We start from the raw sequence: 25922 nt of genomic DNA, 5'->3' as shown, positions 1-25922 counted from the left end.
AGATTGATTTTTAGCCATCCCTCAACAATGATGAATGTTCTCCCCTTAACCCCGAGGAACCGCCGATGTCTCAACCGATCACCGAGCTTTACACCGACAGTGAATTTTTCAGCCCGTACGCCATGTCCGCCTTTGTCGTGCTGACGGAAAAAGGCATTCCGTTCACCGTGAAGACGGTGGATCTGGCGAAGGAAGAGAATAAAGAGGCGGCCTACGCGGCGCTGTCGCTCACCCGCCGGGTGCCGACGCTGGCCATCGGCGAGTTTCAGCTCTCAGAGTCTTCGGCGATCGCCGAATACCTGGAGGACATCCATCCGGCCCACGCCGTGTACCCGCGCGACGTGAAGCTGCGCGCCAAGGCGCGCGAGATTCAAGCCTGGCTGCGCAGCGATCTGCTGCCGATCCGCGCCGAGCGCTCGACCGAAGTGGTGTTCAACAACGGCAAGTTCCCGCCGCTGTCCGAAGCCGCACAGGGGGCCGCACGCAAGCTGATCGACGCCGTCGAAAAGCTGTTGAGCCATGGGCAGGATAATCTGTTCAGGGAGTGGTGCATCGCCGACACCGATCTGGCGCTGATGCTCAACCGGCTGGTGATGCACGGCGATCCGGTGCCGGAGCGCCTGCGCCACTATGCGCACAAGCAGTGGCAGCGCCCGTCGGTGCAGGCCTGGCTGGCGCTGTCGGCAAAGCGGCGCGCCTGAGAAAAAAATCGGCGGCCACGACGCCGCCGTTCTCAATGCCGAGAAACAACATCACTGCTTGAGGGAAGGCAAATCACCATCCAGAGGGCAGATAGCCTAACAATGAAGCGATGGCGTACACCGCGCTGGCCAGGTACAGCAACACAATGCTGACCTGCAGCAGCGGGTGCGTGATCCAGTTGCACTGCCAGCGCGGCGTCTGGTCGCCATGTTTGCGTGCGCCGCGCAGGATCAGCATCGGCATGATCGACAGGATCACCCCGCTGAACACCCCGGCGAAGTAGAGCGCGTTGACGAACGACACCAGCCCGCTGTAGGCCAGCGCGAACGGCGGCACCACCACCAGCAGCAGCACGCCGAAGCGGCGCAGCGGCAGCTCGTCGTTGCCCAGCCGGAACTTGTCGAAAATATTGGTCAGGAAACTGCCGCCCAATCCCCAGTAGGAAGTCAGCATCGCGCACAGCGCGAAGATGTTGGCGGAGAAGAACGCCCACTGCCCCAGCGCCTCGCCCCAGGAGATGGTGGCCACGTCGGAGATGCCATCCAGCCCGCTGAGCGCGATCACCGACATCGGCACCGCCGCCAGCAAAATGAAGGTCACCGCCATGCCGACGATGATTGCCTTCGGCAACTGCTCCGGCTTGTCGGCAAAGCCGCGCGCCATTTCCGGCACGATGTACTGCGCCGAGAAGCAGAACACCACCACGTTGAACACCGGCACCATAAAGCGCCAGTCGCCGTCCAGCAGGTTGCGCATCTGGGTGGTGTCTTTCAGCAGCGTCGCCGCCACCAGCGCGGTCAGCATCACCACCATGCCGATGCTGATGAACTTCTCGCCGCGGCCGATCGCTTTCAAACCGAGATACAGCACGCCGGCGGCAGGCACGAAGAACAGCAGGCTGCCCAGCGCCGGCGAGATGCCGAACAGCGATTGCAGCAGCTTGCCGCTGCCGGTCATGTAGGCGGTAAGCGCCCCGACGCTGTTGACGCACACCGAAGCGAACATCAGCCAGGCGCCCAGGCCGCCGACGTAGCGCTTCGCCAGCCCGCTCAGCTGCAGATGCGCGCGGGTGCGCAGCGTGGATTCGGCGACGTACAGCATGGTGATGGTGGTCAGGCTCCCCACCAGCACCAGCCAGAACAGCAGCGGCAGGAAACCGGCCTTGCTGGAGGCGTAGGCGATGGAGAGCACCCCGGCGCCGATATTGGTGCCGACGATCATCGCCACCCCTTCAAGGAAACTTAACGATTTGGCGGGTGCAGGTGCTCGCACCCCGGCGGCAAGCGCCGGAGAAACAGAGGTATTATCAGACATGCATCATCCTTTATCGCCCGGCGACGCTGGCCGCCGGGATGGGTTAACGTCCTGACGCTCAACGGCTCACATCGATACACAGGTATTTCAGCTCCAGATATTCTTCTATCCCGTAGCGCGATCCTTCACGCCCGAGCCCTGACTGTTTCACGCCGCCGAACGGCGCCACTTCGTTGGAAATCAGCCCGGTGTTGATGCCGACCATGCCGTACTCCAGCGCTTCCGGCACGCGCCATTGGCGCGCGGCGTTCTGCGTGAACAGGTAGGCGGCCAGGCCGAATTCGGTGTCGTTGGCCATGGCGATGGCTTCCGCCTCGTCATGGAAGCGGAACAGCGGCGCCACCGGCCCGAAGGTCTCTTCTTTGGCGAAGCGCATTTTCTGCGTCACGCCGGTCACCACCGTCGGCTGGAAGAAGGTGCCGCCCAGCGCGTGCGGCTGGCCGCCGGTGGCGATCTGCGCCCCTTTGATCAGCGCGTCGTCGATATGGCTCTGCACCTTCGCTACCGCATCGCTGTCGATCAGCGGCCCCTGGGTGGTGCCTTCCTGGCTGCCGTCGCCGACTTTCAACTGCTCGACCGCCGCCACCAGTTTCTCTGCCAGCCGCTCGTAGATGCCGTCCTGCACGTAGATGCGGTTGGCGCAAACGCAGGTCTGGCCGCTGTTGCGGAACTTGGAGGCCATGATGCCCGCCACTGCCGCGTCCAGATTGGCGTCGTCGAACACGATGACCGGCGCGTTGCCGCCCAGCTCCAGCGACAGCTTCTTGATGCTCGGCGCGCACTGCGCCATCAGGATGCGGCCGACCTCGGTCGAACCGGTAAAGCTCAGCTTGCGCACCATCGGGCTGTCGCACAGCACCTTGCCCACCTGCGCCGCTTCCCCAGTCACCATCTGCAACACGCCGGCGGGAATGCCGGCGTCCTGCGCCAGCTTGGCCAGCGCCAGCGCGGTCAACGGCGTTTGCTCGGCAGGTTTGACGATGATGGTGCAGCCCGCCGCCAGCGCCGGCGCCACCTTGCGGGTGATCATCGCCGCCGGGAAGTTCCACGGGGTGATGGCCGCGCACACGCCGATCGGCTGCTTCACCACCACCAGGCGCTGCGAAGCCTGCGGCGCCTGCAATACCGCGCCGTCCACCCGCTTGGCTTCTTCGGCGAACCAGGTGATGAACGACGCGGCGTAGGCCACTTCGCCGCGCGCTTCCGCCAGCGATTTGCCCTGCTCGGCGGTCATCAGCTGCGCCAGATCTTCCTGTGCGGCCAGCACCTTGTCGGCCCAGGCCAACAGCAGCACAGAACGCTGCTTGGCGGTCAGCTGTTTCCAGTCGTTTTGCGCCCGCTGCGCCGCCGCGATCGCCTGCTGGGTTTCCTCTTCGCTGACCAGCGGAATGCTGGCCAGTTCGGCGCCGGTGGCCGGGTTGATCACCGCTTCGCGCTTGCCGCTCAGGGCATCGCACCATTCACCGTTGATCAGACACTGGCTGCGCAGCAGCTCGGGATTGTTCAATTTCATGCCGTTCGCTCCTTAGTGAGCCAGCGCGCGAGACAGAATGCCCATCGCCTTGGTGAACTGATCGTCCGGGATGGTCAGCGGATACAGGAAGCGGATCACGTTGCCGTTCACGCCGCAACTCAGCAGCAGCAGCCCTTCTTCCATCGCCTTCTGCTGCACCTGACGGGTGATCTCCGCCGAAGGCTTGCCGGTAGCCGGATCGTTGAACTCCACCGCCACCATCGAACCTTGCGCCCGCACATCCGCGATCGCCGGGCTGGTTTTGCGCGCCTGCTGCAGCACTTCCACCAGGTGCTGCCCCAAACGCTGGGCGCGCTGGCACAGCTGCTCTTCGTCGATCACGTCCAGCACCGCGTGCGCCGCGGCCACCGCCAGCGGGTTGCCGGCATAGGTGCCGCCCAGCCCGCCCGGCGCCGGCGCGTCCATCACCTCGGCGCGGCCCGCCACCGCCGACAGTGGCATGCCGCCCGCCAGGCTTTTCGCCATGGTGATCAGATCCGGTTTAACGCTGTAGTGCTCCATGGCGAACAGCTTGCCGGTACGGGCGAAGCCGGTCTGTACTTCGTCGGCAATGAGAAGAATGCCGTGCTGGTCGCACAGCGCGCGCAACGCCTGCATAAAGTCGGCCGGCGCCACGTTGAAACCGCCTTCGCCCTGCACCGGCTCCAGCACGATCGCCGCCACCTGCTTGGGATCGATATCCGCTTTAAACAAGCGATCCAGGCTGTTCATCGCGTCTTCGGTAGTCACGCCGTACAGCGCATTCGGGTACTGGCCGTGGAACACCGAGCCGGGGAACGGCCCGAAGCCCAGTTTGTAAGGCGCCACTTTGCCGGTCAGCGCCATGGTCATATAGGTGCGGCCGTGGAAACCGCCGCCGAAGGTGATCAAGCCCGGACGGCCGGTGTAAGCGCGGGCGATCTTCACCGCGTTTTCCACCGCCTCCGCGCCGGTGGTGAAGAAGGCGGTTTTACACGGGCCGGCGATCGGCGCGCGCTGGTTGATGCGCTCCGCCAGCGAGACATAGCTTTCGTAAGGAACGATCTGATAGGCGGTGTGGGTGAAGGCCTGCAGCTGCTTTTCAATCGCGGCGATCACCTTCGGGTGGCGGTGGCCGGTGTTCAGCACGGCGATCCCCGAGGCGAAATCGATCACTTCTTTGCCTTCCACATCCCACAGCGTGGCGTTCTCTGCGCGCTCGGCGTAAAAACCACACATCACGCCCACTCCGCGCGGGGTGGCGTCCTGACGGCGTTGGTTCAATTCTGCGTTTTTCATGCTGTTCTCTCCGGTCGGTGCCAGTTACACGTTTCGTTCACATTCGTGAAACAATGCCGTTTATTTACACAGGATGTGGCCCTATAATCGAGTGCCAGTTACGAATAATTGAGGGATCCAATTGCGCTCATTGAGTGGTGATCTGTTGCTGCAGCGCCTCGGCGAGCAGCCCGATGACAAGCTGCACAAGCGGCTTTACAACGCGATCCGCACCAGTATTCTCGACGGCAGCCTGCCGCCCTCCAGCCGCTTGCCCGCCTCGCGCGATCTGGCGCAGGAGCTCAGCCTGTCCCGAAACACCGTATTAACCGTTTATGAACAACTGTTGGCGGAAGGCTACGTATCGGCGCGCGCCGGCAGCGGCACCTTCGTCGCCGACACGGTGCCGGACAGCTGCCTCTCCACCGGCGGCGCGCCGGCCGACGGCAGCGGGCAACCGCGGCGCGTCGAGCTGTCCGAGCGCGGCACCACGCTGCTGCACCACGCCAGCGCCAGCCCCAAACAGTGGGGGGCGTTCATTCCCGGCGTGCCCGACGTCAACGCCTTTCCCCATCAGCTGTTCAGCAAGATCCAGGCGCGCCTCAGCCGCCGCCCGGCGCCGCAGCGGCTGACCTACAGCAATCAAGGCGGCAGCCCGGAGCTGCAGCATGCGTTGGTGGAGTATTTACGGGTGGCGCGCTCGGTGCGTTGTTCGCCGGAACAGATCCTGATCACCGAAGGCATCCATCAGGCGATCGATCTGGTGACGCGCATGCTATGCAATCCGGGGGATGACGCCTGGATCGAAGAGCCGGGCTATTGGGGGATCCGCAATATCCTGCGCATCAATGCGCTGAACATCTGCCCGCTGGCGGTGGACGAAGCCGGGCTGGTGCCGCCGGAGCAGCCGACCACCTCGCCCCGCCTGATTTTCGTCACTCCGTCGCACCAGTATCCGCTCGGCTCGGTGATGAGCCTGGCGCGCCGCCAACGGCTGCTGGCGCTGGCGCGCAACGCCGGCGGCTGGATCGTCGAGGACGATTACGACAGTGAATTCCGCTTTTCCGGCCAACCGATCCCGGCGCTGCAAGGGCTGGATGCCGACGCGCCGGTGATTTATATCGGCACCTTCAGCAAAACGCTCTATCCGGCGCTGCGCCTCGGCTATGTGGTGTTGCCGCCGCCGCTGGTGCAGGCGCTGAAAACCGCCCACGCCGAGCTGTACCGCGGCGGGCACCTGCTGATCCAGAGCGCGCTGGCGGAGTTTATTCAGGCAGGACACTACACCGCACATATCCGCCGCATGCGGCTACTGTATGCCCGGCGGCGTGCCTTCCTGACCGGATTGATCGAACAGCACCTCGGCAAACAGGCGCTCAGCGAATTCAACAGCAACGCCGGATTGCACCTGATCCTCAACCTGCCGGACGAGGCCGACGACGTGGCGATCGCCGCCGCCGCCGGCGCGCGCGGGGTGCTGGTGCGGCCGCTGTCGCGCTACTACATGCTGCCCAACCGCCGGCGCGGCCTGCTGATGGGGTTTGCCTGCGTGCCGGAAGAGCAGATGGCCGCGGCCTTCACCCAGCTGCTGGCGTGCATCAACGCGCCCGAAATGAAAAAGGCGGCTCCTTAGGGCCGCCTTCGCGCGTTACCAGGCCTGAAGCCGCCAACCGTCCGCCTGCCGATGCAGACGGTGCGTCGGCCGCAGCGCCTGCAGGAAGTCTTCGTCGTGCGACACCACCAGCATCGCGCCGGGGAAATCCGCCAGGGCGGTTTCGATCGCCAGCGACGACGCCAGATCCAGGTGGTTGGTCGGTTCGTCCAGCAACAGCAGCTGCGCCGGTTGCCGCCGCCACAGTGCGCAGGCCAGCGCCGCCTTCAGCCGTTCGCCACCGCTCAGCGAACCCAGCGGCAGCGCGATGCGATCGGCGCCAAGCTGCAACTGCGCCAGCCGGGTGCGCAACGCGCCTTCCACCAGCGGCGAATCCTGCAGCCCGAGATGCTCCATCACCGACAGGCTCGGGTCGAGCTGCGACAGGGTTTGATCGAGATAGGCCGTCGACAACGGACAATGACAATGGCCGGCAAGCGGCGCCAGCTGTCCGAGAACGGTCTTCAGCAAGGTGGACTTGCCGCAGCCGTTAGGGCCGGTCAACGCCACGCGCATCGGGCCGTCGATCCGCAGATCCAGCGGCGGCGCGCTGACGAACGGCAGCTGCAGCTGTTCGAGCACCAGCACCTGCTTGTTCGCGCTCACTTCGCTGCCCGGCAGCGCCAGCAACACCGGCTGTTCCTCTTCCACCCGCTGATAGGCCTCGCGCACCGCCGCATCGAGGCTGTCGCGCTGGTCCTGATGTTGTTTGCGCAGCGTGCCGAGGCTCTCCTTCGCCGCCGATTTGTAGGCCACCCGCTCGAAAGAGGCGATATTGAGCGTATCGACGACGCGCAGCGTTTGCGCCGAGCGCCGCTGGCTCATGTCGTGCTCTTTCTGCTGACGCGCGCGGGTGCGGCGGCGCTCCTCGCGCGCATGCTCCAGATCGGCGCGCGCCGCCTGCTGCTCCGTGTCGCGCTGGCGGCGGTAGTCGTCGTAGTTGCCGCCGTAGCTGCGCAGCGCGCCGGGCGTCAGTTCGACGATGCGCTCCATACGCCCCAGTAGTTGCCGGTCATGGCTGGCGATCAGCAGCCCGCCCTGCCACCGCTCCAGCTGCTGATACAGCCAGGCGCGCCCGGCGCTGTCGAGGTGGTTGGTCGGTTCGTCCAGCAGCAGATAATCCGCCTCCCCCAGAAAAGCGCCGCATAGCGCCGCGCGCATCCGTTCGCCGCCGCTCAAATCGCATGCGGATCGCAACGGATCGAAGGCCGGCAGCCCGGCGGCGGCGAAGGCGCTTTGCAGGCGATCGTTGAGATCCCAGCGCCCTTCCAGACGATCGATGTCGTCCGCCAACGGCCGCCCCTGCTCGATGCGCGCCAGCGCGGCGAACACCTCGCCGTAGCCCAGCAGCTGCGCCAGCGTGGTGTCGGCCGCGATCTCCGGCTGCTGCGCAACGTAAGCCAATGCGGCATGGGATTCGACGTGCCCGTTGCCCGGCCGATCCCGCCCGGCGATCAGGCGCAGCAGCTGGGTTTTGCCGACGCCGTTGCGCCCCACCAGGCCGCAGCGCTGCCGATCGAAAGCGAGATCCAGCGGGCCGAACAGCGTTTCGCCGTCAGCAAATTGGCAGGTCAGTTGATGTAAAACGAAATAAGGGGACTGCGCAAAATGAGCCATAAGCACTCCTGAATGAGATCAAAACATCCCCACAGGGCGCGAGAGCGCACGGCGTGGGACCAGATATCAACAGGTGTGGTTGTTCATTTTCGGTTATGGCTCCGCAGAGAGAAGGTATTTGCAACGCGCAAAGGTTAACCGATCTTTTGTTCGTTATGCAAACAGTGTCTGAGATTCATGACGTCTATCACATTCGGCGCAACGCAGATTCCCAAGCGGCGCGACAACGGCTAGATTTATCTCATCCGACCACTTTTGTTCACATAATTATAACAACGGGCCCCGATTTCACCTGATGGAGAGTGCAATGAGCAATTACCCTCACCTGCTGGCGCCGCTGGATCTCGGCTTCACCACCCTGAAAAACCGGGTGCTGATGGGATCGATGCATACCGGCCTGGAAGAGCTGCCCGACGGCCCGCAGCGCCTGGCCGCGTTCTATGCCGAGCGCGCCGCCGCCGGCGTGGCGCTGATCGTCACCGGCGGCATTGCCCCGAACGAACAGGGCGTGGTTTTTCGCGGCGGTTCGATCCTCAACAGCGAGGAGCAATTGCCTCACCACCGCCCGGTGACCGAAGCCGTCCACCGGGCGGGCGGCAAAATTGCGCTGCAGATCCTGCACACCGGCCGCTACAGCTATCAACCCAAGCTGGTCGCCCCTTCTGCCCTGCAGGCGCCAATCAACCCGTTTACGCCGAGCGCGCTCAGCGAAGCGGAGATCGAGCAGACCATCGCCGACTTCGCCCGCTGCGCGGCGCTGGCGCAGCAGGCCGGCTACGACGGCGTGGAAGTGATGGGATCCGAAGGCTATCTGATCAACCAATTCTTGACGACGCGCACCAATCAGCGCGACGACCAATGGGGCGGCAGCTTCACCAACCGCATGCGCTTCGCGGTCGAGACCGTCAGGGCGGTGCGCCAGGCGGTGGGCGCGGAGTTCATTCTGATCTACCGGCTGTCGATGCTCGATCTGGTGGAAGACGGCTCCAGCTGGCAGGAGATCGAACAGCTGGCGCTGGCGGTTGAACAGGCGGGCGCCACGCTCATCAATACCGGCATCGGCTGGCACGAAGCGCGTATTCCGACTATCGCCACCATGGTGCCGCGCGCCGGGTTCAGCTGGGTGACCCGCAAGCTGATGGGCAAGGTCGGCATCCCGCTGATCACCACCAACCGCATCAACGATCCGGCGGTGGCCGAGCAGGTGCTGGCGGAAGGCTGCGCCGACATGGTGTCGATGGCGCGTCCGTTCCTCGCCGACGCCGCCTTTGTGCAGAAAGCCGCCGAGGGGCGCGCCGACGAGATCAATACCTGCATCGGCTGCAACCAGGCCTGTCTCGACCAGATTTTTGAAGGCAAGCTGACTTCCTGCCTGGTCAACCCGCGCGCCTGCCGCGAAACCGAAATGCCGCTGACAATGGCGGAGAAACCGAAAAAACTGGCGGTGATCGGCGCCGGCCCCGCCGGGCTGGCCTTCGCCACCACCGCCGCCAGCCGAGGCCATCAGGTGACGCTGTTCGACGCCGCCGAGCAGATCGGCGGCCAGTTCAACATCGCCAAGCAGATCCCCGGCAAGGAAGAATTCCATGAAACCCTGCGTTACTTCCGTCGCCAGCTGGCGCTGCGCGAAGTGACGGTCAGGCTGGGCGTCAAGGTCGAGGCGGCGGATTTAAGCGAATTCGACGAAGTGATCCTCGCCTGCGGCATCGTGCCGCGCACCCCGGACATCCCCGGCATCGGCCACGCCAAGGTGCTGAGCTATCTGGACGTGCTGCGCGATAAAAAACCGGTCGGCCAGCGGGTGGCGATCGTCGGCGCCGGCGGCATCGGCTTCGACACCGCCGAGTACCTCAGCCAGCATGGCGTGTCCAGCAGCCTGGATCAGGCGGAATTCAACCGCGAATGGGGCATCGACGGCCGCCTTGAGCAGCGCGGCGGGCTGGTGGCGCAAGGGCCACAGGCACCGCGCGCCGCGCGGCAAATCTACCTGTTGCAGCGCAAAACTAGCAAAGTGGGTGAAGGCCTGGGGAAAACCACCGGTTGGATCCATCGCGCCAGCCTGGCGATGCGCGGCGTGAAGATGCTCAACAGCGTCAGCTATCGGCTGATCGACGACGAAGGGCTGCACATCACCCGCGCCGAGCAGGACAGCTGCCTGCCGGTGGACACGGTGGTCATCTGCGCCGGGCAGGAACCGCGCCGCGAGCTGCAGCAGCCGCTGCTGGCGATGGGGAAAACCGTGCATCTGATCGGCGGCGCCGACGTGGCCGCCGAGCTGGATGCCCGCCGCGCGATCGATCAGGGGACGCGGCTGGCGATGGCGCTGTAAAAAAGGGGCGCACAGCGCCCCTAACATTGATGACAAACCTCATCCCCATGCCGGGTGGCAGAGAGCAGCGAATAGAAAACAAGGAAAATCAATTTATTGATTTTCGGCTGATAACCACAAAGGGGGAAAAACCACGCTTTTTCCCCCCTTTGTCAACAGCATGAGGGGCGCACAGCGCCCTTGGTCATCACGCTCAGCGACGCGCGCCGGATTTCACCGCTCTCAAGATCACGAACTTCTTGTTCGAGGCCACCAGCGTGCAGTTGCCGAACAGACGCTTGAGCTTCTGGTGATAGTCGAGGTGGCGGTTGCCGACGATGCGCAATTCGCCGCCCACCTGCAGGCAGCGCTTGGCGTCGCAGAACATCTGCCAGGCGGTGTGATCGGTAATGGCGTGCTGCTGGTGGAACGGCGGGTTGCACAGCACCGCCTGCACGCTTTCGCGCTCGATGCCCGCCAGCGCGTTATTCACCTCAAACTGGCAACGATCCAGCTCTTGCGGCAGGTTGTGCTCCACGTTCAGTTCGCTGGAGGCTACCGCCATGTAAGATTCATCGACGAAGGTCACCTGCGCTTCCGGGTTTTGCGCCAGCGCCGTCAGGCCAATCACGCCGTTGCCGCAGCCCAGATCGACGATATGGCCGTTCAGGCCACGCGGCAGATGCTCCATAAACAGGCGCGCGCCGATATCCAGGCTGCCGCGCGAGAAAACGTTGGCGTGGTTGTGAATAAGCCAATCGGTGCCGTCCAGCGTCCAGTCGGTGGTTTCCGCTGCCGCCGGCGGCACGATGTCCGCCGCCTGGCAGAAGATCAGGCGCGCTTTCTTCCACGCCAGGCTGGTGCGCGTCGGGCCCAGCACCTTTTCAAACAGCTGCATCGTCGAGGTATGCACGTCGCGCGCCTTGGCGCCGGCGACGATCAGCGTGTCTTCGGTCACGACGTGGCGCAGCGCGCGCAGCTGCTGCTCCAGCAGCGCCAGCGCCTTCGGCACGCGAATCAACACTACCGCCGGCGCCGCCGGCAGCTCGGCCAGGCTGTCCAACAGCGTGACCTGCTCGGGATCCAGACCGTTGAGCTTCAGGTTGTGGCGCGTCGCCAGCTGGCTCATGTAGGAGTCGCTGACGCTGTAAGGGCGATGCGCGTGCAGCGCACAGGCCAGGGTGCCGAAGTTATCGTTGAAAATCAGCACCGGACGGCCGCCGGTATCTACGTTTTCAAGCTGTTGCAGCAGATATTCGTCCGCCGCTTCCCACGCCTGCAGCTGGGTGGATTCTTCCTGTTGGGGATAACGCTCCAGCTCAAGTTGCTGTGTTCCCAGATCGAGTTGGCTCATTGCCCCTCCTGACTGATAAAATTTGGGCTGTTTATCCCCTAAAAACGCCCGTCAGTAAAATGTTTTTTCGGATAAATTGCGTATTGCGCCGCGTATCTGAAAACCCGCGCCCCTTTTCCCCTTTAACAACATTAACCTTCCCTTCCCGAGTCTCTATTTCGACGTTTTTTTAATCTAACGAGGTGTAACTTTAAATGTTACACTGTCAGTCCCTATGGAAGGGGGAAAGCATGATTAAATCTTTCCGCGATCGCTATCTGGAAGGCAAGCGCAGCCGGCTGATTCCCGGGGCGCTCGAGCGGCAGTTGGCCAGAAAGCTCGATATGTTGACGGCCGCGCAGCAAGAGCGTGATTTGCATCACCCCACGGGCAACTATTACAAGCGGCTGTCCGGGCCGTTTCAGGGATGGTCAAGTCTGCGCGTCAATATGCACTGGCGGCTGATGTTCCAGTGGCGGCATGATGCCGCTGAAAAAATTTACCTCGATCCTCACCAAGATACCTGAACGAGGGGGAACCAATGTTGGAAACCACGACTCGCGAACCCACCACGGTGGGAGAAGTGCTGCAGGAAGAATATTTAACGCCGCTAGGCATCGGCCAGGAGGAACTGGCAAAGGTCTTGGGCGTCACCCGCGCCACCGTCAATCGCCTGTGCAACGGGCATCGACGCATGAGCGTTGCCGAGGCCAATCTGTTTGCCGATCTGTTCGAAACGACCGCTGACTTTTGGCTAAACCTGCAGGCGGCACACGATCGCTGGGAAGCCAGACAGTCCGATGCGCAGCGTGTGCGGCTGCGGCCAATCAAAGAAATACTGGGGCGCAATATCACTCATGCATGACACCGAACTCGCCTACCTGCAAGGCTACCCAACGCATCTGCAAAGCCAGGTGCAGCAACTGATCCATCAGAATCGGCTGGGAGACGTGCTGCTGCAGCGCTATCCGCAGGTGCACGGCTGCACCACCGACAAGTCGCTGTATCAGTTTACCGTCGATCTGAAAAACCAGTATCTGCGCAACGCCCAGCCGCTGAGCAAGGTGGCCTACGACAGCAAGATCCACGTCATGAAGCACGCGCTTGGCCTGCACACCGCCATCTCGCGCGTGCAGGGCGGCAAACTGAAGGCCAAGGCGGAAATCCGCGTGGCGACGGTGTTCAAGGTCGCGCCCGAACCCTTTTTGCGCATGATCGTGGTGCATGAGCTGGCGCACCTGAAAGAGAAAGATCACAACAAGGCGTTCTACAGCCTGTGCTGCCATATGGAGCCGGATTACCACCAGCTGGAGTTCGATACCCGGCTGTATCTGACGCACCTTTCGCTGTTTGGCGAGCTGTATGCATAGCGAGTGAGGGCGTGATAATCTGCGGTTTTAGGCCTGGACCGGAGCTCGCCATGATTCGCTTTGCCGTCGTCGGCACCAACTGGATTACGGAACGTTTTATCGATGCCGCCCATGAAAGCGGCAAACTCAAGCTGAGCGCCGTGTATTCACGCTCGCTGGAACAGGCGCAGGCGTTTGGCGCCAACTATCAGGTCACGCAGTTTTTCGACTCGCTCGAGGCGATGGCGCAGTCTGACGCCATAGACGCGGTGTATATCGCCAGCCCCAACTCCCTGCACTGCCCGCAATCGCTGCTGTTCCTGCGCCATAAAAAGCACGTGATCTGCGAAAAACCGCTGGCCTCCAACCAGCGCGAAGCGGAACAACTGGTCGCCTGCGCGCGGGAAAACCAGGTGGTGCTGTTCGAGGCGTTCAAAAGCGCCTATCTGCCGAATTTCCTGGCGCTGCAGCAGGCATTGCCTAAAGTCGGCCGGCTGCGCAAAGCCTTTATCAACTATTGCCAATACTCTTCGCGCTATCCGCGCTATCTCGCCGGCGAGAATCCCAACACCTTTAACCCGCAGTTCTCCAACGGCTCGATCATGGACATCGGCTACTACTGCCTGGCCAGCGCGGTAGCGCTGTTCGGTGCGCCGCAGTCGGTGCTGGCCAGCGCCACGCTGCTGGATACTGGCGTGGACGCCCACGGCACCGTCTGCCTGAACTACGGCGATTTCGACGTCACGCTTTCCCATTCCAAGGTCAGCGACTCGGCACTCCCCAGCGAGATTCAGGGGGAAGAAGGCACGCTGATTATCGACAAGATTTCCGAGTGCCAGGGCGTGGCACTGACGCCGCGCGGCGGCAACCGGCAGGACCTGAGCCAGACTCAGCACATCAACACCATGCTGTATGAAGCGCTGGCCTTCGCCGAGCTGGTTGAGCAGCGTCAGGTGGAACATCCGGGGCTGGAGAATTCGCTGATCGTCGCCCGCCTGCTGACCGACATCCGCCGCCAGACCGGCGTCGTCTTCCCCGCCGACGGAGAATGAGATGAAACCGCTGCTCGTGATGCAAACCGGCGACGCGCCGCAGGCCATTCGTCAGGAATTGGCCAACTTTGATGGCATGTTCCTGCAACAGGGGAATATCGACGCCGAACGCGCGCACATCGTGCATCTGCCCGCCGGCGAAAGGCCGTTGCCGCCGGCCGCCTATTGCGGCGTGGTCATCACCGGCTCGCCGGCGATGGTGACCGAACGGCTGCCGTGGAGCGAGGAGGCCGCCGAATGGCTGCGTCAGGCGATGGCGATCAAACTGCCGCTGTTCGGCGTCTGCTACGGCCACCAGCTGTTGGCCTACGCGCTCGGCGGCGAAGTGGGCTATCACCCGCAGGGCATGGAGGTCGGCACGCTGGAGATCGAACTGCTGCCCGCCGCGGCCGACGATCGGCGGCTCACCCTGCTGCCACCGCGATTCAAGGCCAATCTTATCCACTCGCAGAGCGTGCTGACGCCGCCCGCCGGCGCGCAGACGCTGGCGCGTTCGCAGCAGGACGCGCACCAGATCCTGCGCTATGGCGATCACGCTCTGACCACCCAGTTCCACCCGGAATTCAACGGCGCGGTGATGAGCCAGTATCTGCAGTGGCTCGGCGAACTGCATCCCGAGCAGCAAGCCCGCTATCAACAGCAACAACAACAGGTTAGCGACACGCCGTTCAGCCGCCTGCTGCTGCAGGGATTCGTCGTCAGCCTCGGCGCGCAAAAAGCGATGGCCGGCTAACGCGATTCACGTTGACCGCCGACACATTTTGCATTACTTTCTGCTCTGCAAAGGGGAGTAACTTCATTGCCGGTCAATCGTCATTACGATGCGCAAGCATCCGGTTACCGGGCAACCTGATGTCAAAGGTGTAACCACCTTCATCAACGTTGTAAGTGAGACCTTGCCGGAAGGCGAGGTTTGCTTGCAGCGTTCACAGAGCGGCTGGCGTCTTCCGACGTTGGCCGTTTTTGTTTTTGAAGGATACCTCTGATGATGAATTCCGTTGGCACACCGTGGTTATGGGGCAGCTTCGCCGCCGTCATAGTCGTGATGCTCGCAATCGATCTCCTGTTGCAGGGCCGTAAAGGCGCGCACACCATGTCTATGAAGCAGGCCGCCAGCTGGTCGCTGGTGTGGGTCAGCCTCTCCCTGCTGTTCAATTTCGGTTTCTGGTACTACCTGAATGAAACCGCCGGGCGCGCCGTCGCCGATACCCAGGCGCTGGCCTTCCTCACCGGCTACCTGATCGAAAAAGCGCTGGCGGTGGATAACGTGTTCGTCTGGCTGATGCTGTTCAGCTACTTCGCCGTGCCGGCCAACCTGCAGCGGCGGGTGCTGATCTACGGCGTGCTGGGGGCGATCGTGCTGCGTACCATCATGATCTTCGCCGGCAGCTGGCTGGTCAGCCAGTTCCAGTGGCTGCTGTACCTGTTCGGCGCCTTCCTGCTGTTCACCGGTATCAAAATGGCGCTGGCGAAGGAAGATGACTCGGCGATCGGCGACAAGCCGCTGGTGAAATGGCTGCGCAGCCACCTGCGCATGACCGACAACCTGGAAGGCGAGCGCTTCTTCGTGCGCCGCAACGGCATCCTGTTCGCCACCCCGCTGGTGCTGGTGCTGATCCTGGTAGAGCTGAGCGACGTGATCTTCGCGGTGGACAGCATTCCGGCGATCTTCGCCGTGACCACTGACCCGTTCATCGTCCTGACCTCCAACCTGTTCGCCATCATGGGCCTGCGCGCCATGTACTTCCTGCTGGCCAACGTGGCGGAGCGTTTCTCGATGCTGAAATACGGCCTCTCGGTGATCCTGGTGTTTATCGGCATCAAGATGCTGATTATCGACTTCTTCCACATCCCGATCGGCGTATCGCTGGGCGTGGTGGCGGGCATCCTGACGCTCACCTTGCTGATTAACGCCTGGGTCAACCGTCGCAACGATCGCCTGGCGAATAAACAACCATAATCTGTTATCCGGGGCGCTAGTCGCCCCGTGATTGTTTGGCAATTCCCCCAAAACGCCAAACGTTATTGCGATCACACAAATGTAACCAGTATGTTATCAAGTGTTGATCCGCGCTTAGAATTTCACCTTCGCCTCTTTCCAACATCATTCGATTGCTGAATACTGATTCGGCAAACACACTTAGTTACAGAATCATATAAAGCCACCCGGCGTCGTTCCCGCCGCGGCGGCCAGATAACATCAGGAAGAAAGCACTATGCAAAAACTACTACAAAAGATCACGCAGGGTAGCCTGGTCAAACAAATCATGGTCGGCCTGGTGGCCGGCATTCTGTTGGCGCTGGTTTCGCCGGCGGCGGCCTCCGCCGTTGGCCTGCTCGGTTCCCTGTTCGTCGGCGCGCTGAAGGCGGTGGCGCCGGTGCTGGTGCTGGTGTTGGTGATGGCCTCGATCGCCAACCATAAACAGGGGCAGAAGACCAACATTCGCCCGATCCTGTTCCTCTACCTGCTGGGTACCTTCGCCGCGGCGCTGGTGGCGGTCGTCGTCAGCTTTATCTTCCCTTCCACGCTGGCGCTGAGCACCGGCGCGACGGACATTACCCCGCCGGGCGGCATTGTGGAGGTGATGAAGGGCCTGTTGATGAGCGTGGTGGCCAACCCGTTCCATGCGCTGATTAACGCCAACTACATCGGTATTCTGGCGTGGGCCGTCGGGCTGGGGCTGGCGCTGCGCCACGCTTCCGAAACCACCAAGGGGCTGATCAACGACATGTCCCATGCGGTCACGCTGGTGGTGCGCGCGGTGATCCGCTGTGCGCCGCTCGGCATCTTCGGCCTGGTGGCTTCTACGCTGGCGGAAACCGGTTTCGGCGCGCTGTGGGGCTACGCCCAATTGCTGATGGTGTTAATCGGCTGCATGCTGCTGGTGGCGCTGGTGCTCAACCCGCTGATCGTTTACTGGAAGATCCGCCGCAATCCGTATCCGCTGGTGTTCGCCTGCCTGCGCGAGAGCGGCGTAACCGCCTTCTTCACCCGCAGCTCGGCCGCCAACATCCCGGTGAACATGGAGCTGTGCAAGAAGCTGAACCTGAATGAGGACACCTACTCGGTTTCCATCCCGTTGGGCGCAACCATCAATATGGCCGGCGCGGCGATCACCATCACCGTACTGACGCTGGCGGCGGTAAACACGCTGGGCATCGCGGTGGACGTTCCGACCGCCCTGCTGCTGAGCGTGGTGGCCGCCCTCTGCGCCTGCGGCGCCTCCGGCGTGGCCGGCGGCTCGCTGCTGCTGATCCCGCTGGCGTGCAACATGTTCGGCATTCCGAACGACGTGGCGATGCAGGTGGTAGCGGTCGGCTTTATCATCGGCGTGCTGCAGGATTCGGCGGAAACGGCCCTCAACTCCTCCACCGACGTGCTGTTCACCGCCGCGGCCTGCCAGGCGGAAGACCAGCGGCTGGCGAACGAAGACCCGCTGAAGGTGCGTTAATCCCACCCTGGCTGCATTGCAAAGGCGCTCTTTCGAGCGCCTTTTTTGTCAGCCTTACAGCGTCACTCCGCTTTTAAAGATCGCCAGCTCGCGGAAATCGTTGGCTTCATTGCGCGCCGGACGGCCGTTGGCGATCTCGACGATCAGATCGACGAAGCGGCTGAGCAAGGTCTCCATCGCCACGCCGTGAACCAGACCGCCGGCGTCGAAATCGATCCAGTGCGGTTTCTTCGCCGCCAGCTCGCTGTTGGTGGCCAGCTTCACCGTCGGCACAAAGCCGCCGTACGGCGTGCCGCGCCCGGTGCTGAACAGCACCATATGGCAGCCGGCGCCGGCCAGCGCGCTGGTCGCCACCGCGTCGTTGCCCGGCGCGCTGAGCAGATTCAACCCCGGCACGCGCAGCCGCTCGCCGTATTTCAGCACGTCCACCACCTGGCTCAGGCCCGCTTTTTGGGTGCAGCCGAGCGATTTCTCTTCCAGCGTGGTAATGCCGCCGGCCTTGTTGCCCGGAGACGGGTTCTCATAAATCGGCTGTTGATGGGCGATGAAATAGCGTTTGAAATCGTTGATCATGTCGACGGTTTTGTCGAAAGTCTCCCCATCGCGGCAGCGGCTCATCAGGATGCGCTCGGCGCCGAACATCTCCGGCACTTCGGTCAGCACCGTGGTGCCGCCATTGGCGATCACATAATCGGAAAACCGTCCCAGCAGCGGGTTGGCGGTAATGCCCGACAGTCCGTCCGAACCGCCGCACTCCAGGCCGAACTTCAGCTCGCTCAGGCGGCCCGGCTCGCGGCGATCGTGGCGCATCTCACGGTACAGCTCGTGCAGCAGCCCCAGCCCGGCCTCCACCTCGTCGTCCTGCTGTTGGCACACCATAAAGCGCAGCCGCCGCTCGTCCTCCATCCCCAGCGTGGCGCGAAAGGCCTCCACTTGATTGTTCTCGCACCCCAGCCCGATCACCAGCACCGCGCCGGCGTTGGGATGGCGCGCCATGTTTTGCAGCATGATGCGGGTGTTGGCATGATCCTGTCCCAGCTGCGAGCAACCGAACGGATGGCTGAACAGATGCACGCCGTCGATCCCCTCCGCCTGCGTTTGCTGCAAAAAGCGCTGCTGGATCTGGCGGGCGATGCCGTTGACGCAGCCTACGGTCGGCACGATCCACAGTTCGTTGCGGATCCCCACGTCGCCGCCGGCCCGGCGGTACAGCTGCACCTCGCGATCCGCCGCCTGCGGCGGCAACGCCGGGAACTGTGGCTGGTAACGGTAGCTGTCCAGATCGCTCAGGTTGGTTTTGGCGTTTTGCGAATGAATATGTTCCCCGGGCCCGATGGCCGCGAGCGCGTGGCCGATCGGCTGGCCATATTTGATGATGTCCTCGCCCTTTGCGATCGGGCCGAGCGCAAACTTGTGCCCGCGCGCCACCGGCTGCGCCAGTTGAACGCGCTCCCCGTCCAGCTCAACCGTTTCTCCGGCGGCCAGATCGCGCAGCGCCACCGCCACGTTATCCTGCTCGTGAATCTTTATCGTACTTTGCATAAACCGGTCCCGGATAACGGCTACGCCAGTTCAATGGCGAAATAGTTTTTGGCGTTGTCGAAACAGATGTTTTTCACCATCTCGCCCAGCAGCGCGAGATCCGCCGGCGCTTCGCCGTCCGTCACCCAGCGGCCGATCATCTGGCAAAGAATGCGGCGGAAGTATTCATGCCGCGTATATGACAGGAAGCTGCGACTGTCGGTCAGCATGCCGACGAAGCGGCTCAGCAACCCGAGCTGCGCCAGCTGCGTCATTTGGCGCTGCATGCCGTCCTTCTGATCGTTGAACCACCAGCCAGAGCCGAACTGCATCTTGCCCGGCGTGCCTTCCCCCTGGAAATTGCCGATCATGGTGCCGATCACTTCGTTATCGCGCGGGTTGAGGCAATAGAGAATGGTTTTCGGCAGGCCGCCCTGCCGCGCCTGGGCATCCAGCAGCCGCGACAGCGGCTCCGCCAGCGGCCGATCGTTGATCGAGTCGAAGCCGATATCCGGCCCGACGGAGGCCAGCATGCGGCTGTTGTTATTGCGCAGCGCGCCGATATGGTACTGCTGCACCCAGCCGCGGCGCCGGTATTCGCCGGCCAGGAACAGCAGCACTGCGCTTTTGAACTGGGCGTTCTGTTCCGGGGTCGGCAGCTCGCCGTTCAGGCGGCGCAGCAGGATCGCATCCAGCGCCGCTTCGTCGGCCTCGCCGAACACCACCACGTCCAGCGCATGATCGGCCACCTTGCAACCGTGGGCGGCGAAGTGATCCATGCGCTTGTACAGCGCGTCGCACAGCGCGCTGAAGCGGCCGATGGCGGTGTCCGCCGCCGCCTCCAGCTGCCGCAGATAGTCGTTGAAGCCAGGCGCATCGATGGCGAAGGCCTTGTCCGGCCGCCAGCTCGGCAACACCTTGATATCGAAGCTGTGATCGTCGGCGATCGCCCGATGGTGGCGCAGATCGTCGATCGGATCGTCGGTGGTGCCGACCATTTTCACGTTCATCTGCCGCATGATGCCGCGCGCGCGAAACTCATCCTGCGCCAGCAGCGCATTGCCGCGCTGCCAGATCTCATCCGCCGTGGCCGGCGACAGCAGCGTTCCGGTGATGCCGAACGGCCGGCGCAGCTCCAGATGCGTCCAGTGATAGAGCGGATTGCCGATGGTGTGCGGCACCGTGGCGGCCCAGGCGTCGAATTTCTCGCGATCGCCCGCATCGCCGGTGCACAGCCGCTCCGCCACGCCGTTGGTGCGCATCGCCCGCCATTTATAGTGATCGCCCCGCAGCCAGATATCGTACAGGTTGCTGAAGCGGGTATTCTCCGCGATCTGCTGCGGCGGCAAATGGCAGTGGTAATCGAAAATCGGCTGGTCCGCCGCGTAGTCATGATACAAACGCCGGGCAAATTCGCTGTCCAGCAGGAAATCTTCGCTCAAAAACGTCGCCATCTCGGGCTCCTTACCTTACTTGCCGTGCGGCATGGGGATCGAATTACAAAAGTTATCACACCAATTTTAATGAGCGTCCAGCAAATTTTTCTCGACGCCTGCCGTTTTGCTGTCCCTTAATCCCTTTTCTGCTCGTTTTTACGGCAAACTTGCGCCATAAATGCGCTATTTCATCGGCGACAGTATCGCTCAGGCGAATAATTCCTTTTGTGATATCACTCAACTTTTAAACCTGTATGACAGGTTATTGTCTCGCCAGCCGCATCGTCGGCCATACCTTCAAACGGGGAGACATTTCGGATGCGTAAAATTAAAGGGTTACGCTGGTACATGATCGGGCTGGTGACCGTCGGCACCGTGCTGGGTTACCTGACCCGCAACGCCATCGCCGTGGCGGCGCCGACGCTGGAAGATACGCTGCACATCACCACCCAACAGTATTCCTACATCGTCGCCGCCTACTCCGCCTGCTACACCGTGATGCAGCCGGTGGCGGGCTATGTGCTGGACGTGCTGGGCACCAAGGTCGGCTACGCCATGTTCGCCATTCTGTGGGCGCTGTTCTGCATGGGCACCGCGCTGGCCAACAGCTGGGGCGGCCTGGCGCTGGCGCGCGGCGCGGTCGGCATGGCCGAGGCGGCGATGATCCCCGCCGGGCTGAAGGCCAGCAGCGAGTGGTTTCCGGCCAAAGAGCGTTCGATCGCCGTCGGCTATTTCAACGTCGGTTCGTCGATCGGCGGCATGATCGCCCCGCCGCTGGTGGTGTGGGCCATCGTGGCGCACAGCTGGGAGATGGCGTTCATCATCACCGGCGTGCTGAGCCTGATCTGGGCCATCTGCTGGCTGCTGTTCTACAAACACCCGAAAGATCAGAAGAAACTGAGCCAGGAAGAACGCCGTTACATCCTCGAAGGCCAGGAAGCGCAGCACCAGACCTCTAACGCCAAAAAAATGTCCGCCTGGCAGATCGTGCGCAACCGCCAGTTCTGGGGCATCGCGCTGCCGCGCTTTCTGGCGGAGCCGGCCTGGGGCACCTTCAACGCCTGGATCCCGCTGTTCATGTTCAAGGCCTACGGTTTTAACCTGAAAGAGATCGCCATGTTCGCCTGGATGCCGATGCTGTTCGCCGATCTCGGCTGCATCGTCGGCGGCTACCTGCCGCCGCTGTTCCAGAAGTATTTCAAGGTCAATCTGATCGTCTCGCGCAAGCTGGTGGTGACGATGGGGGCGGTGTTGATGATCGGCCCCGGCATGATTGGCCTGTTCACCAGCCCTTACGCGGCTATCGCGCTGTTATGCGTCGGCGGCTTCGCCCATCAGGCGCTGTCCGGCGCGCTGATCACCCTCTCTTCCGACGTGTTCGGCCGCAATGAGGTGGCGACCGCCAACGGCCTGACCGGCATGGCAGCCTGGACCGCCAGCACGCTGTTCGCGCTGGTGGTCGGCGCCCTGGCGGACACTCTCGGCTTCAGCCCGCTGTTCGCCGCGCTGTCGGTCTTCGATATTCTCGGCGCCATCGTCATCTGGACGGTGCTGCAAAACCGCCCGGCCGCCGAAGCGCAACCGGCCGCGCTGCAGCCGTCTCCGGCGCGCAGCTGATCCCGCCGCCCGGCCCCCGCGCCGGGCCTTCTGCTCCTCTGGCAGCGGTGCCGAATAAGTGGTATAACAAATCTGATGGCCACGCGCCCCTTCCCACCGCACCGTATAGAGCATTCACTATGGAATTCACTGAAACCAGACGCCTGTATCAGCAACTGGCCGCCGAGCTTAAACAACGCATCGAAAGCGGCCGCTACCCGGTGGGCGACAAGCTGCCGGCCGAGCGATACATCGCCGAAGAGATGAATGTCAGCCGCACCGTGGTGCGCGAAGCGATCATCATGCTGGAAGTGGAAGGCTATGTGGACGTGCGCAAGGGATCCGGGATCCACGTGGTGTCCAACCAGCAAAAACACCTGGTGGTGCCGGGCGACAGCATCGAGTTCGCCACCGCCGGCCCGTTTGAGCTGCTGCAGGCGCGCCAGCTGATCGAAAGCAACATCGCTGAATTCGCCGCCACCCAGGTGACCAAACAAGATATCGTGCAGCTAATGGAGATTCAGGAGCACGCCCGCAAAGAGGATCGCTTTCGCGACTCGCAGTGGGATCTGAAGTTCCACGTGCAGGTGGCGCTGGCCACCCAGAACACCGCCATGGCCACCATCGTGGAAAAAATGTGGGTGCAGCGGGTCAACAACCCTTACTGGAAGAAACTGCACGAGCATATCGACGAACGTTCGATCGCCAGCTGGTGCGACGATCACGATCAAATCCTCAAGGCGCTGATGCGCAAAGATCCTTACGCCGCCAAACTGGCGATGTGGCAGCACCTGGAAAACACCAAGCAGATGCTGTTCAACGCCACCAGCGACGATTTCGAATACAATGCCGACCGCTATCTGTTCGCCGAGAATCCGGTGGTGCATCTGGATGGCGTGAGCCACGAACCGAAATAGCCACGGCGGTCAAAAACCGTCGGCTTATGTCAGGTAATGTAAAATCCGCTGAATCGATGCCGGAACCGCCGTTTGCCGTGTACTATTTCACCGTCGGCAACGTAGATTTCCCTGTTGCCAATCGTGCTATTTTGGTAGAGTTAGCCCACTTTTTTACCCATTGCTGCGGGGGCGGGACGCGAATAAATGCGCTGGTTGTTTGCCATGCTGATTGCTGTTTTTTGCTGGACCGGTTCGGTCTCCGGCCAACAGCTATGCGTGGCGTCACCCAAGCCAACCCCCAGCGCGCTGAGCAGCCTGCCGCTGCTGGCGGAGCCGGCGCTTTCCCCCTATGATCATGTGTATCGGGCACCGGCCGAAGCGCGCCGCAAAGCCCCCGGCAAGTTGCCGCTGCTGCTGCCCAGAGCGCACTCTTTCCCCGGTTCGCTGCTCGCATCCTCCCTGCCGGCGCCGGTCTATACCTTGGCCGCAGAGCCGGGCTACCGAATTCGCTTCCCTCGCCAGGACACTCCGGCTCCCAACCGGCTTGCCCAGGTCGACTGGATGCTGGACGCCTCCAGGCAACAGAGTCGGCAGGCCGGCTGGAAAGAAAGTAACATGCAGTACCGTGGCACGCTGACTTATCACCTATGACCGGTGTCGCACCGCTAAAAACCTTAAAGCAACGCCGTTTCATCGTTATCAGCATTCAGGATCGCCGCGCGCTTTCAGCCCACGCCCGTTCCGCCGCTGAGATAAAAATAAACAATGACGTTTTAGGAACACCGGATGGACATCATTAAAGAACTGATACATGCCCTGTGGCAGCAGGATTTTGAGACGCTGGCGAACCCTTCGTTGGTGTGGACCCTCTACATCCTGCTGTTCATGATTCTGTTTTTGGAAAACGGCCTGCTGCCGGCCGCTTTCCTGCCGGGTGACAGCCTGCTGATCCTGGTCGGCGTGCTGATCGCCAAAGGCACCATGGGCTTCCCGCTGACCATCGTCATACTGACCGTCGCCGCCAGCCTGGGATGCTGGGTCAGCTACATACAGGGCCGGTGGCTCGGCAATACGCGAACGGTGCAAGGCTGGCTTTCGCACCTGCCGGCCCACTACCATCAACGCGCTCACAACCTGTTCCACCGCCACGGGCTTTCCGCCCTGCTGGTCGGCCGCTTCCTGGCCTTCGTGCGCACCCTGCTGCCGACCATCGCCGGCCTGTCCGGCCTGAGCAACGCGCGCTTCCAGTTCTTCAACTGGATGAGCGGCCTGCTGTGGGTCTTGATCCTGACAACGCTGGGCTTCGCGCTGGGCAAAACCCCGGTGTTCCGCAAGTATGAAGATCAGCTGATGTTCTGCCTGATGATGTTGCCGCTGGTATTGCTGGTGGTCGGGTTGATCGGCTCGTTGATCGTGCTGTGGCGCAAGAAACGCGCCAGCGGCCAGAACCCGGGGAAAGGGGCGTGACAGCAAAGCGCCCGCGCTGGCAATACGTCCTGATGATCGCGCTCGCCCTGCTGGCGTTGGCGACGCTGTTGGTGCCCTGCATGGTGCGCACCGAGAGCGAGCTGCGCATTCGCGCCAGCCAGCAAGGGCTGTCGCTGCCCGACGGTTTTTACGTCTACCAGCGCCTGGATGAGCGCGGCATCCGCATCAAAAGCATCACGCCGGAAGGCGATGGCCTGGTCATCCGTCTGGATTCGCCGGAGCAGCAGTTGCTGGCGCGCGAAGCGCTGCAAACCATCCTGCCGCCCGGTTACCACATCGCGTTGAGCGAATCCCCCGTGCCGTCGCATTGGGTACGCGAATTTGCGCGTTCCCCACTCAATCTGGGATAATCCCCCTTCATATGAAGGGGTTTCCTTTCATTGCATTATTTTCATTTTCATTCGCACCGATTAGCTCAAGAATTAATCAGTCAGCACCGAGTCACGGCTGATTCTTTGGGGGCGCGCCGGTTTCATGACTATGCTGAAGGGTAACTTCAGCCGGCGATGAACGCCCTCCTCTCGCGCTGCCGCCTTCGGCAGTCAGGAAAGCGGGTGCCTGTTCAGGCATCCCATGAAAAGGAACTGAAAGATGAAATTACGCCATTCACTGTTACTGCTGTTGCCACTCTGCACGCTGCCGGCCCTCGCTTCGGCCGCTGAGGGCGGCTGCGCCGCCAAAGCGCAAGACATCCAGCAGCAAATCGACTATGCCACCCAGCACGGCAACACCCACCGCGTGGACGGGCTGAAAAAAGCACTGAGCGAAGTGCAGACTCACTGTACCGAAGCCGGCCTGCAGGCCGAACGCCAGGAAAATATCGCAGAGAAACAGCGCAAGGTCGACGAACGCCGGCAGGAGCTGAAAGAAGCGCAGCAAACCGGCAAGCTGGACAAGGTCGCCAAGAAGCAGCAGAAGCTGGCGGAAGCGCAGGCTGAGCTGAAACGCGCTCAGGCGGAATAATTTTTTTGTACCAGCGGATTTATCGATGAGAGCCCCATCACACGGGATTTATTAAGCATATGGGATTGATGCCTGGTGTTATCTGCTGGCCATCACCCCTTTGCTCCGGCGAAAAAATCCGCTATGTTAAAAGTCTGTCGAAATAAACGTTAAGGAATAATCACATGGCACATGATTCAAATGCAGAAAACTTACGCGCTGAACTGAAGTCCTTAGCCGATACGCTGGAGGAAGTGCTGAACTCCTCTACCGACAAGCCGAAAGCCGAGCTGGAGAAGCTGCGCTCGAAGGCGGAAGGCGCGCTGAAAGAGACCCGCGCTCGCCTGAGCGACGCCGGTGACAAGCTGGCTTCGCAAACCAAGCAGATCGCCGGCCAGGCCGACGACTATGTGCGCGACAACCCGTGGACCGGCATCGGCATCGGCGCGGCGGTCGGCGTGGTGTTGGGCGTGCTGCTCGCGCGTCGTTAAT

At 62.3% G+C, this 25922-nt stretch carries 25 protein-coding genes; 17 read left to right on the top strand and 8 right to left on the bottom strand.

Annotation, left to right across the window (positions count from 1 at the left end; genetic code table 11):
- The first annotated feature begins 65 nt into the window (after positions 1–65).
- Positions 66–701 carry a glutathione transferase gene (gene yfcF / locus ACSBQQ_RS20350; RefSeq protein WP_033636084.1) on the top strand — a complete coding sequence of 212 codons (636 nt, stop codon included), beginning with the start codon at positions 66–68 and terminating at the stop codon, positions 699–701.
- A 73-nt stretch (positions 702–774) separates the two neighbouring features.
- Here the strand turns inward: yfcF and ACSBQQ_RS20345 are convergent, their stop codons facing one another.
- Genes ACSBQQ_RS20345 through ACSBQQ_RS20335 form a run of 3 tightly spaced genes read right to left on the bottom strand, consistent with a single transcriptional unit; the run spans position 775 to position 4807 of the window.
- Positions 775–2016, bottom strand: coding sequence for an aromatic amino acid transport family protein (locus tag ACSBQQ_RS20345; protein WP_060388248.1), 1242 nt, complete (start codon positions 2014–2016; stop codon positions 775–777).
- Between the two features lie 58 nt (positions 2017–2074).
- A complete protein-coding gene (locus ACSBQQ_RS20340) occupies positions 2075–3529 on the bottom strand; it encodes an NAD-dependent succinate-semialdehyde dehydrogenase (RefSeq protein WP_041036795.1) in 1455 nt (484 codons plus the stop codon).
- A gap of 12 nt (positions 3530–3541) precedes the next feature.
- Positions 3542–4807, bottom strand: coding sequence for a 4-aminobutyrate--2-oxoglutarate transaminase (locus ACSBQQ_RS20335; protein ID WP_060428860.1), 1266 nt, complete (start codon positions 4805–4807; stop codon positions 3542–3544).
- A 121-nt stretch (positions 4808–4928) separates the two neighbouring features.
- Here ACSBQQ_RS20335 and ACSBQQ_RS20330 point away from each other — a divergent pair, with 121 nt between their 5' ends.
- Entirely contained in the window at positions 4929–6419 is a 1491-nt protein-coding gene (locus ACSBQQ_RS20330; protein WP_060428858.1) for a PLP-dependent aminotransferase family protein, read from the top strand.
- 15 nt (positions 6420–6434) lie between these two features.
- Here the strand turns inward: ACSBQQ_RS20330 and ACSBQQ_RS20325 are convergent, their stop codons facing one another.
- Positions 6435–8054 carry an ABC-F family ATP-binding cassette domain-containing protein gene (locus ACSBQQ_RS20325; protein WP_033649019.1) on the bottom strand — a complete coding sequence of 540 codons (1620 nt, stop codon included), beginning with the start codon at positions 8052–8054 and terminating at the stop codon, positions 6435–6437.
- A 307-nt stretch (positions 8055–8361) separates the two neighbouring features.
- On the opposite strand from ACSBQQ_RS20325, the gene ACSBQQ_RS20320 reads away from it, so the two are divergent.
- Entirely contained in the window at positions 8362–10383 is a 2022-nt protein-coding gene (locus ACSBQQ_RS20320; RefSeq protein WP_060428857.1) for an FAD-dependent oxidoreductase, read from the top strand.
- Between the two features lie 193 nt (positions 10384–10576).
- Here ACSBQQ_RS20320 and rlmG read toward each other — a convergent pair whose 3' ends face one another.
- On the bottom strand, positions 10577–11716 hold the full coding sequence (gene rlmG / locus ACSBQQ_RS20315) for a 23S rRNA (guanine(1835)-N(2))-methyltransferase RlmG (RefSeq protein ID WP_039569369.1): 1140 nt from the start codon (positions 11714–11716) through the stop codon (positions 10577–10579).
- 230 nt (positions 11717–11946) lie between these two features.
- Here rlmG and ACSBQQ_RS20310 point away from each other — a divergent pair, with 230 nt between their 5' ends.
- From ACSBQQ_RS20310 to sstT, 7 genes are all read left to right on the top strand, one after another.
- A complete protein-coding gene (locus ACSBQQ_RS20310; protein WP_039569370.1) occupies positions 11947–12222 on the top strand; it encodes a type II toxin-antitoxin system RelE/ParE family toxin in 276 nt (91 codons plus the stop codon).
- Between the two features lie 14 nt (positions 12223–12236).
- Positions 12237–12560, top strand: coding sequence for a HigA family addiction module antitoxin (locus ACSBQQ_RS20305; RefSeq protein WP_033636093.1), 324 nt, complete (start codon positions 12237–12239; stop codon positions 12558–12560).
- Entirely contained in the window at positions 12553–13065 is a 513-nt protein-coding gene (locus ACSBQQ_RS20300; RefSeq protein WP_033636094.1) for a M48 metallopeptidase family protein, read from the top strand. The genes ACSBQQ_RS20305 and ACSBQQ_RS20300 overlap by 8 nt, the downstream gene beginning before the upstream one ends.
- A gap of 50 nt (positions 13066–13115) precedes the next feature.
- Positions 13116–14096 (top strand): Gfo/Idh/MocA family protein, encoded by a 981-nt coding sequence (locus ACSBQQ_RS20295; protein WP_033636095.1) that lies wholly within the window; start codon positions 13116–13118, stop codon positions 14094–14096.
- Between the two features lies 1 nt (position 14097).
- Positions 14098–14829, top strand: coding sequence for a glutamine amidotransferase (locus ACSBQQ_RS20290; protein WP_015379152.1), 732 nt, complete (start codon positions 14098–14100; stop codon positions 14827–14829).
- 252 nt (positions 14830–15081) lie between these two features.
- Positions 15082–16056, top strand: a complete 975-nt coding sequence (locus tag ACSBQQ_RS20285) for a TerC family protein (protein ID WP_033649013.1) — start codon at positions 15082–15084, stop codon at positions 16054–16056.
- Between the two features lie 256 nt (positions 16057–16312).
- Positions 16313–17548, top strand: a complete 1236-nt coding sequence (sstT, locus tag ACSBQQ_RS20280; protein ID WP_033649012.1) for a serine/threonine transporter SstT — start codon at positions 16313–16315, stop codon at positions 17546–17548.
- A 54-nt stretch (positions 17549–17602) separates the two neighbouring features.
- On the opposite strand, the gene ACSBQQ_RS20275 is transcribed toward sstT, so the two are convergent.
- From ACSBQQ_RS20275 to ACSBQQ_RS20265, 3 genes are read right to left on the bottom strand one after another with little or no spacing between them, the layout of a single operon-like run.
- Positions 17603–19090: a UxaA family hydrolase gene (locus tag ACSBQQ_RS20275; protein WP_039569375.1), complete on the bottom strand. Its 1488-nt coding sequence runs from the start codon at positions 19088–19090 to the stop codon at positions 17603–17605.
- Between the two features lie 20 nt (positions 19091–19110).
- Entirely contained in the window at positions 19111–20523 is a 1413-nt protein-coding gene (uxaC, locus tag ACSBQQ_RS20270; protein ID WP_049196181.1) for a glucuronate isomerase, read from the bottom strand.
- Between the two features lie 55 nt (positions 20524–20578).
- Positions 20579–20746: a hypothetical protein gene (locus tag ACSBQQ_RS20265; RefSeq protein ID WP_154610867.1), complete on the bottom strand. Its 168-nt coding sequence runs from the start codon at positions 20744–20746 to the stop codon at positions 20579–20581.
- 77 nt (positions 20747–20823) lie between these two features.
- Between ACSBQQ_RS20265 and ACSBQQ_RS20260 the strand changes: the two genes are divergently transcribed.
- The 7 genes from ACSBQQ_RS20260 (at position 20824) to ACSBQQ_RS20230 (ending at position 25921) form a co-directional block, all read left to right on the top strand.
- Entirely contained in the window at positions 20824–22122 is a 1299-nt protein-coding gene (locus tag ACSBQQ_RS20260) for an MFS transporter (RefSeq protein WP_033636101.1), read from the top strand.
- Positions 22123–22241: 119 nt separating this feature from the next.
- Complete coding sequence (gene exuR / locus ACSBQQ_RS20255; RefSeq protein WP_033636102.1) at positions 22242–23018, top strand: transcriptional regulator ExuR; 777 nt, start codon at positions 22242–22244, stop codon at positions 23016–23018.
- A gap of 186 nt (positions 23019–23204) precedes the next feature.
- Positions 23205–23651 (top strand): hypothetical protein, encoded by a 447-nt coding sequence (locus tag ACSBQQ_RS20250; protein WP_033636103.1) that lies wholly within the window; start codon positions 23205–23207, stop codon positions 23649–23651.
- Positions 23652–23786: 135 nt separating this feature from the next.
- Complete coding sequence (locus tag ACSBQQ_RS20245; RefSeq protein ID WP_033636104.1) at positions 23787–24467, top strand: DedA family protein; 681 nt, start codon at positions 23787–23789, stop codon at positions 24465–24467.
- Complete coding sequence (gene mzrA / locus ACSBQQ_RS20240; protein ID WP_004937130.1) at positions 24464–24838, top strand: EnvZ/OmpR regulon moderator MzrA; 375 nt, start codon at positions 24464–24466, stop codon at positions 24836–24838. Before ACSBQQ_RS20245 ends, mzrA begins: the two co-directional genes overlap by 4 nt.
- A 241-nt stretch (positions 24839–25079) precedes the next feature.
- Positions 25080–25451 (top strand): DUF1090 domain-containing protein, encoded by a 372-nt coding sequence (locus ACSBQQ_RS20235; protein WP_033649008.1) that lies wholly within the window; start codon positions 25080–25082, stop codon positions 25449–25451.
- 164 nt (positions 25452–25615) lie between these two features.
- A complete protein-coding gene (locus tag ACSBQQ_RS20230) occupies positions 25616–25921 on the top strand; it encodes a DUF883 family protein (protein ID WP_004937125.1) in 306 nt (101 codons plus the stop codon).
- Position 25922 lies beyond the last annotated feature (1 nt).

Origin of the sequence: Serratia sp. G204Y (assembly GCF_051172435.1) — a bacterium.
Lineage (GTDB): Bacteria > Pseudomonadota > Gammaproteobacteria > Enterobacterales > Enterobacteriaceae > Serratia > Serratia sarumanii.
Note: the sequence above shows the minus strand (reverse complement) of the source record. Positions and strands in the feature narration are given on the sequence as shown.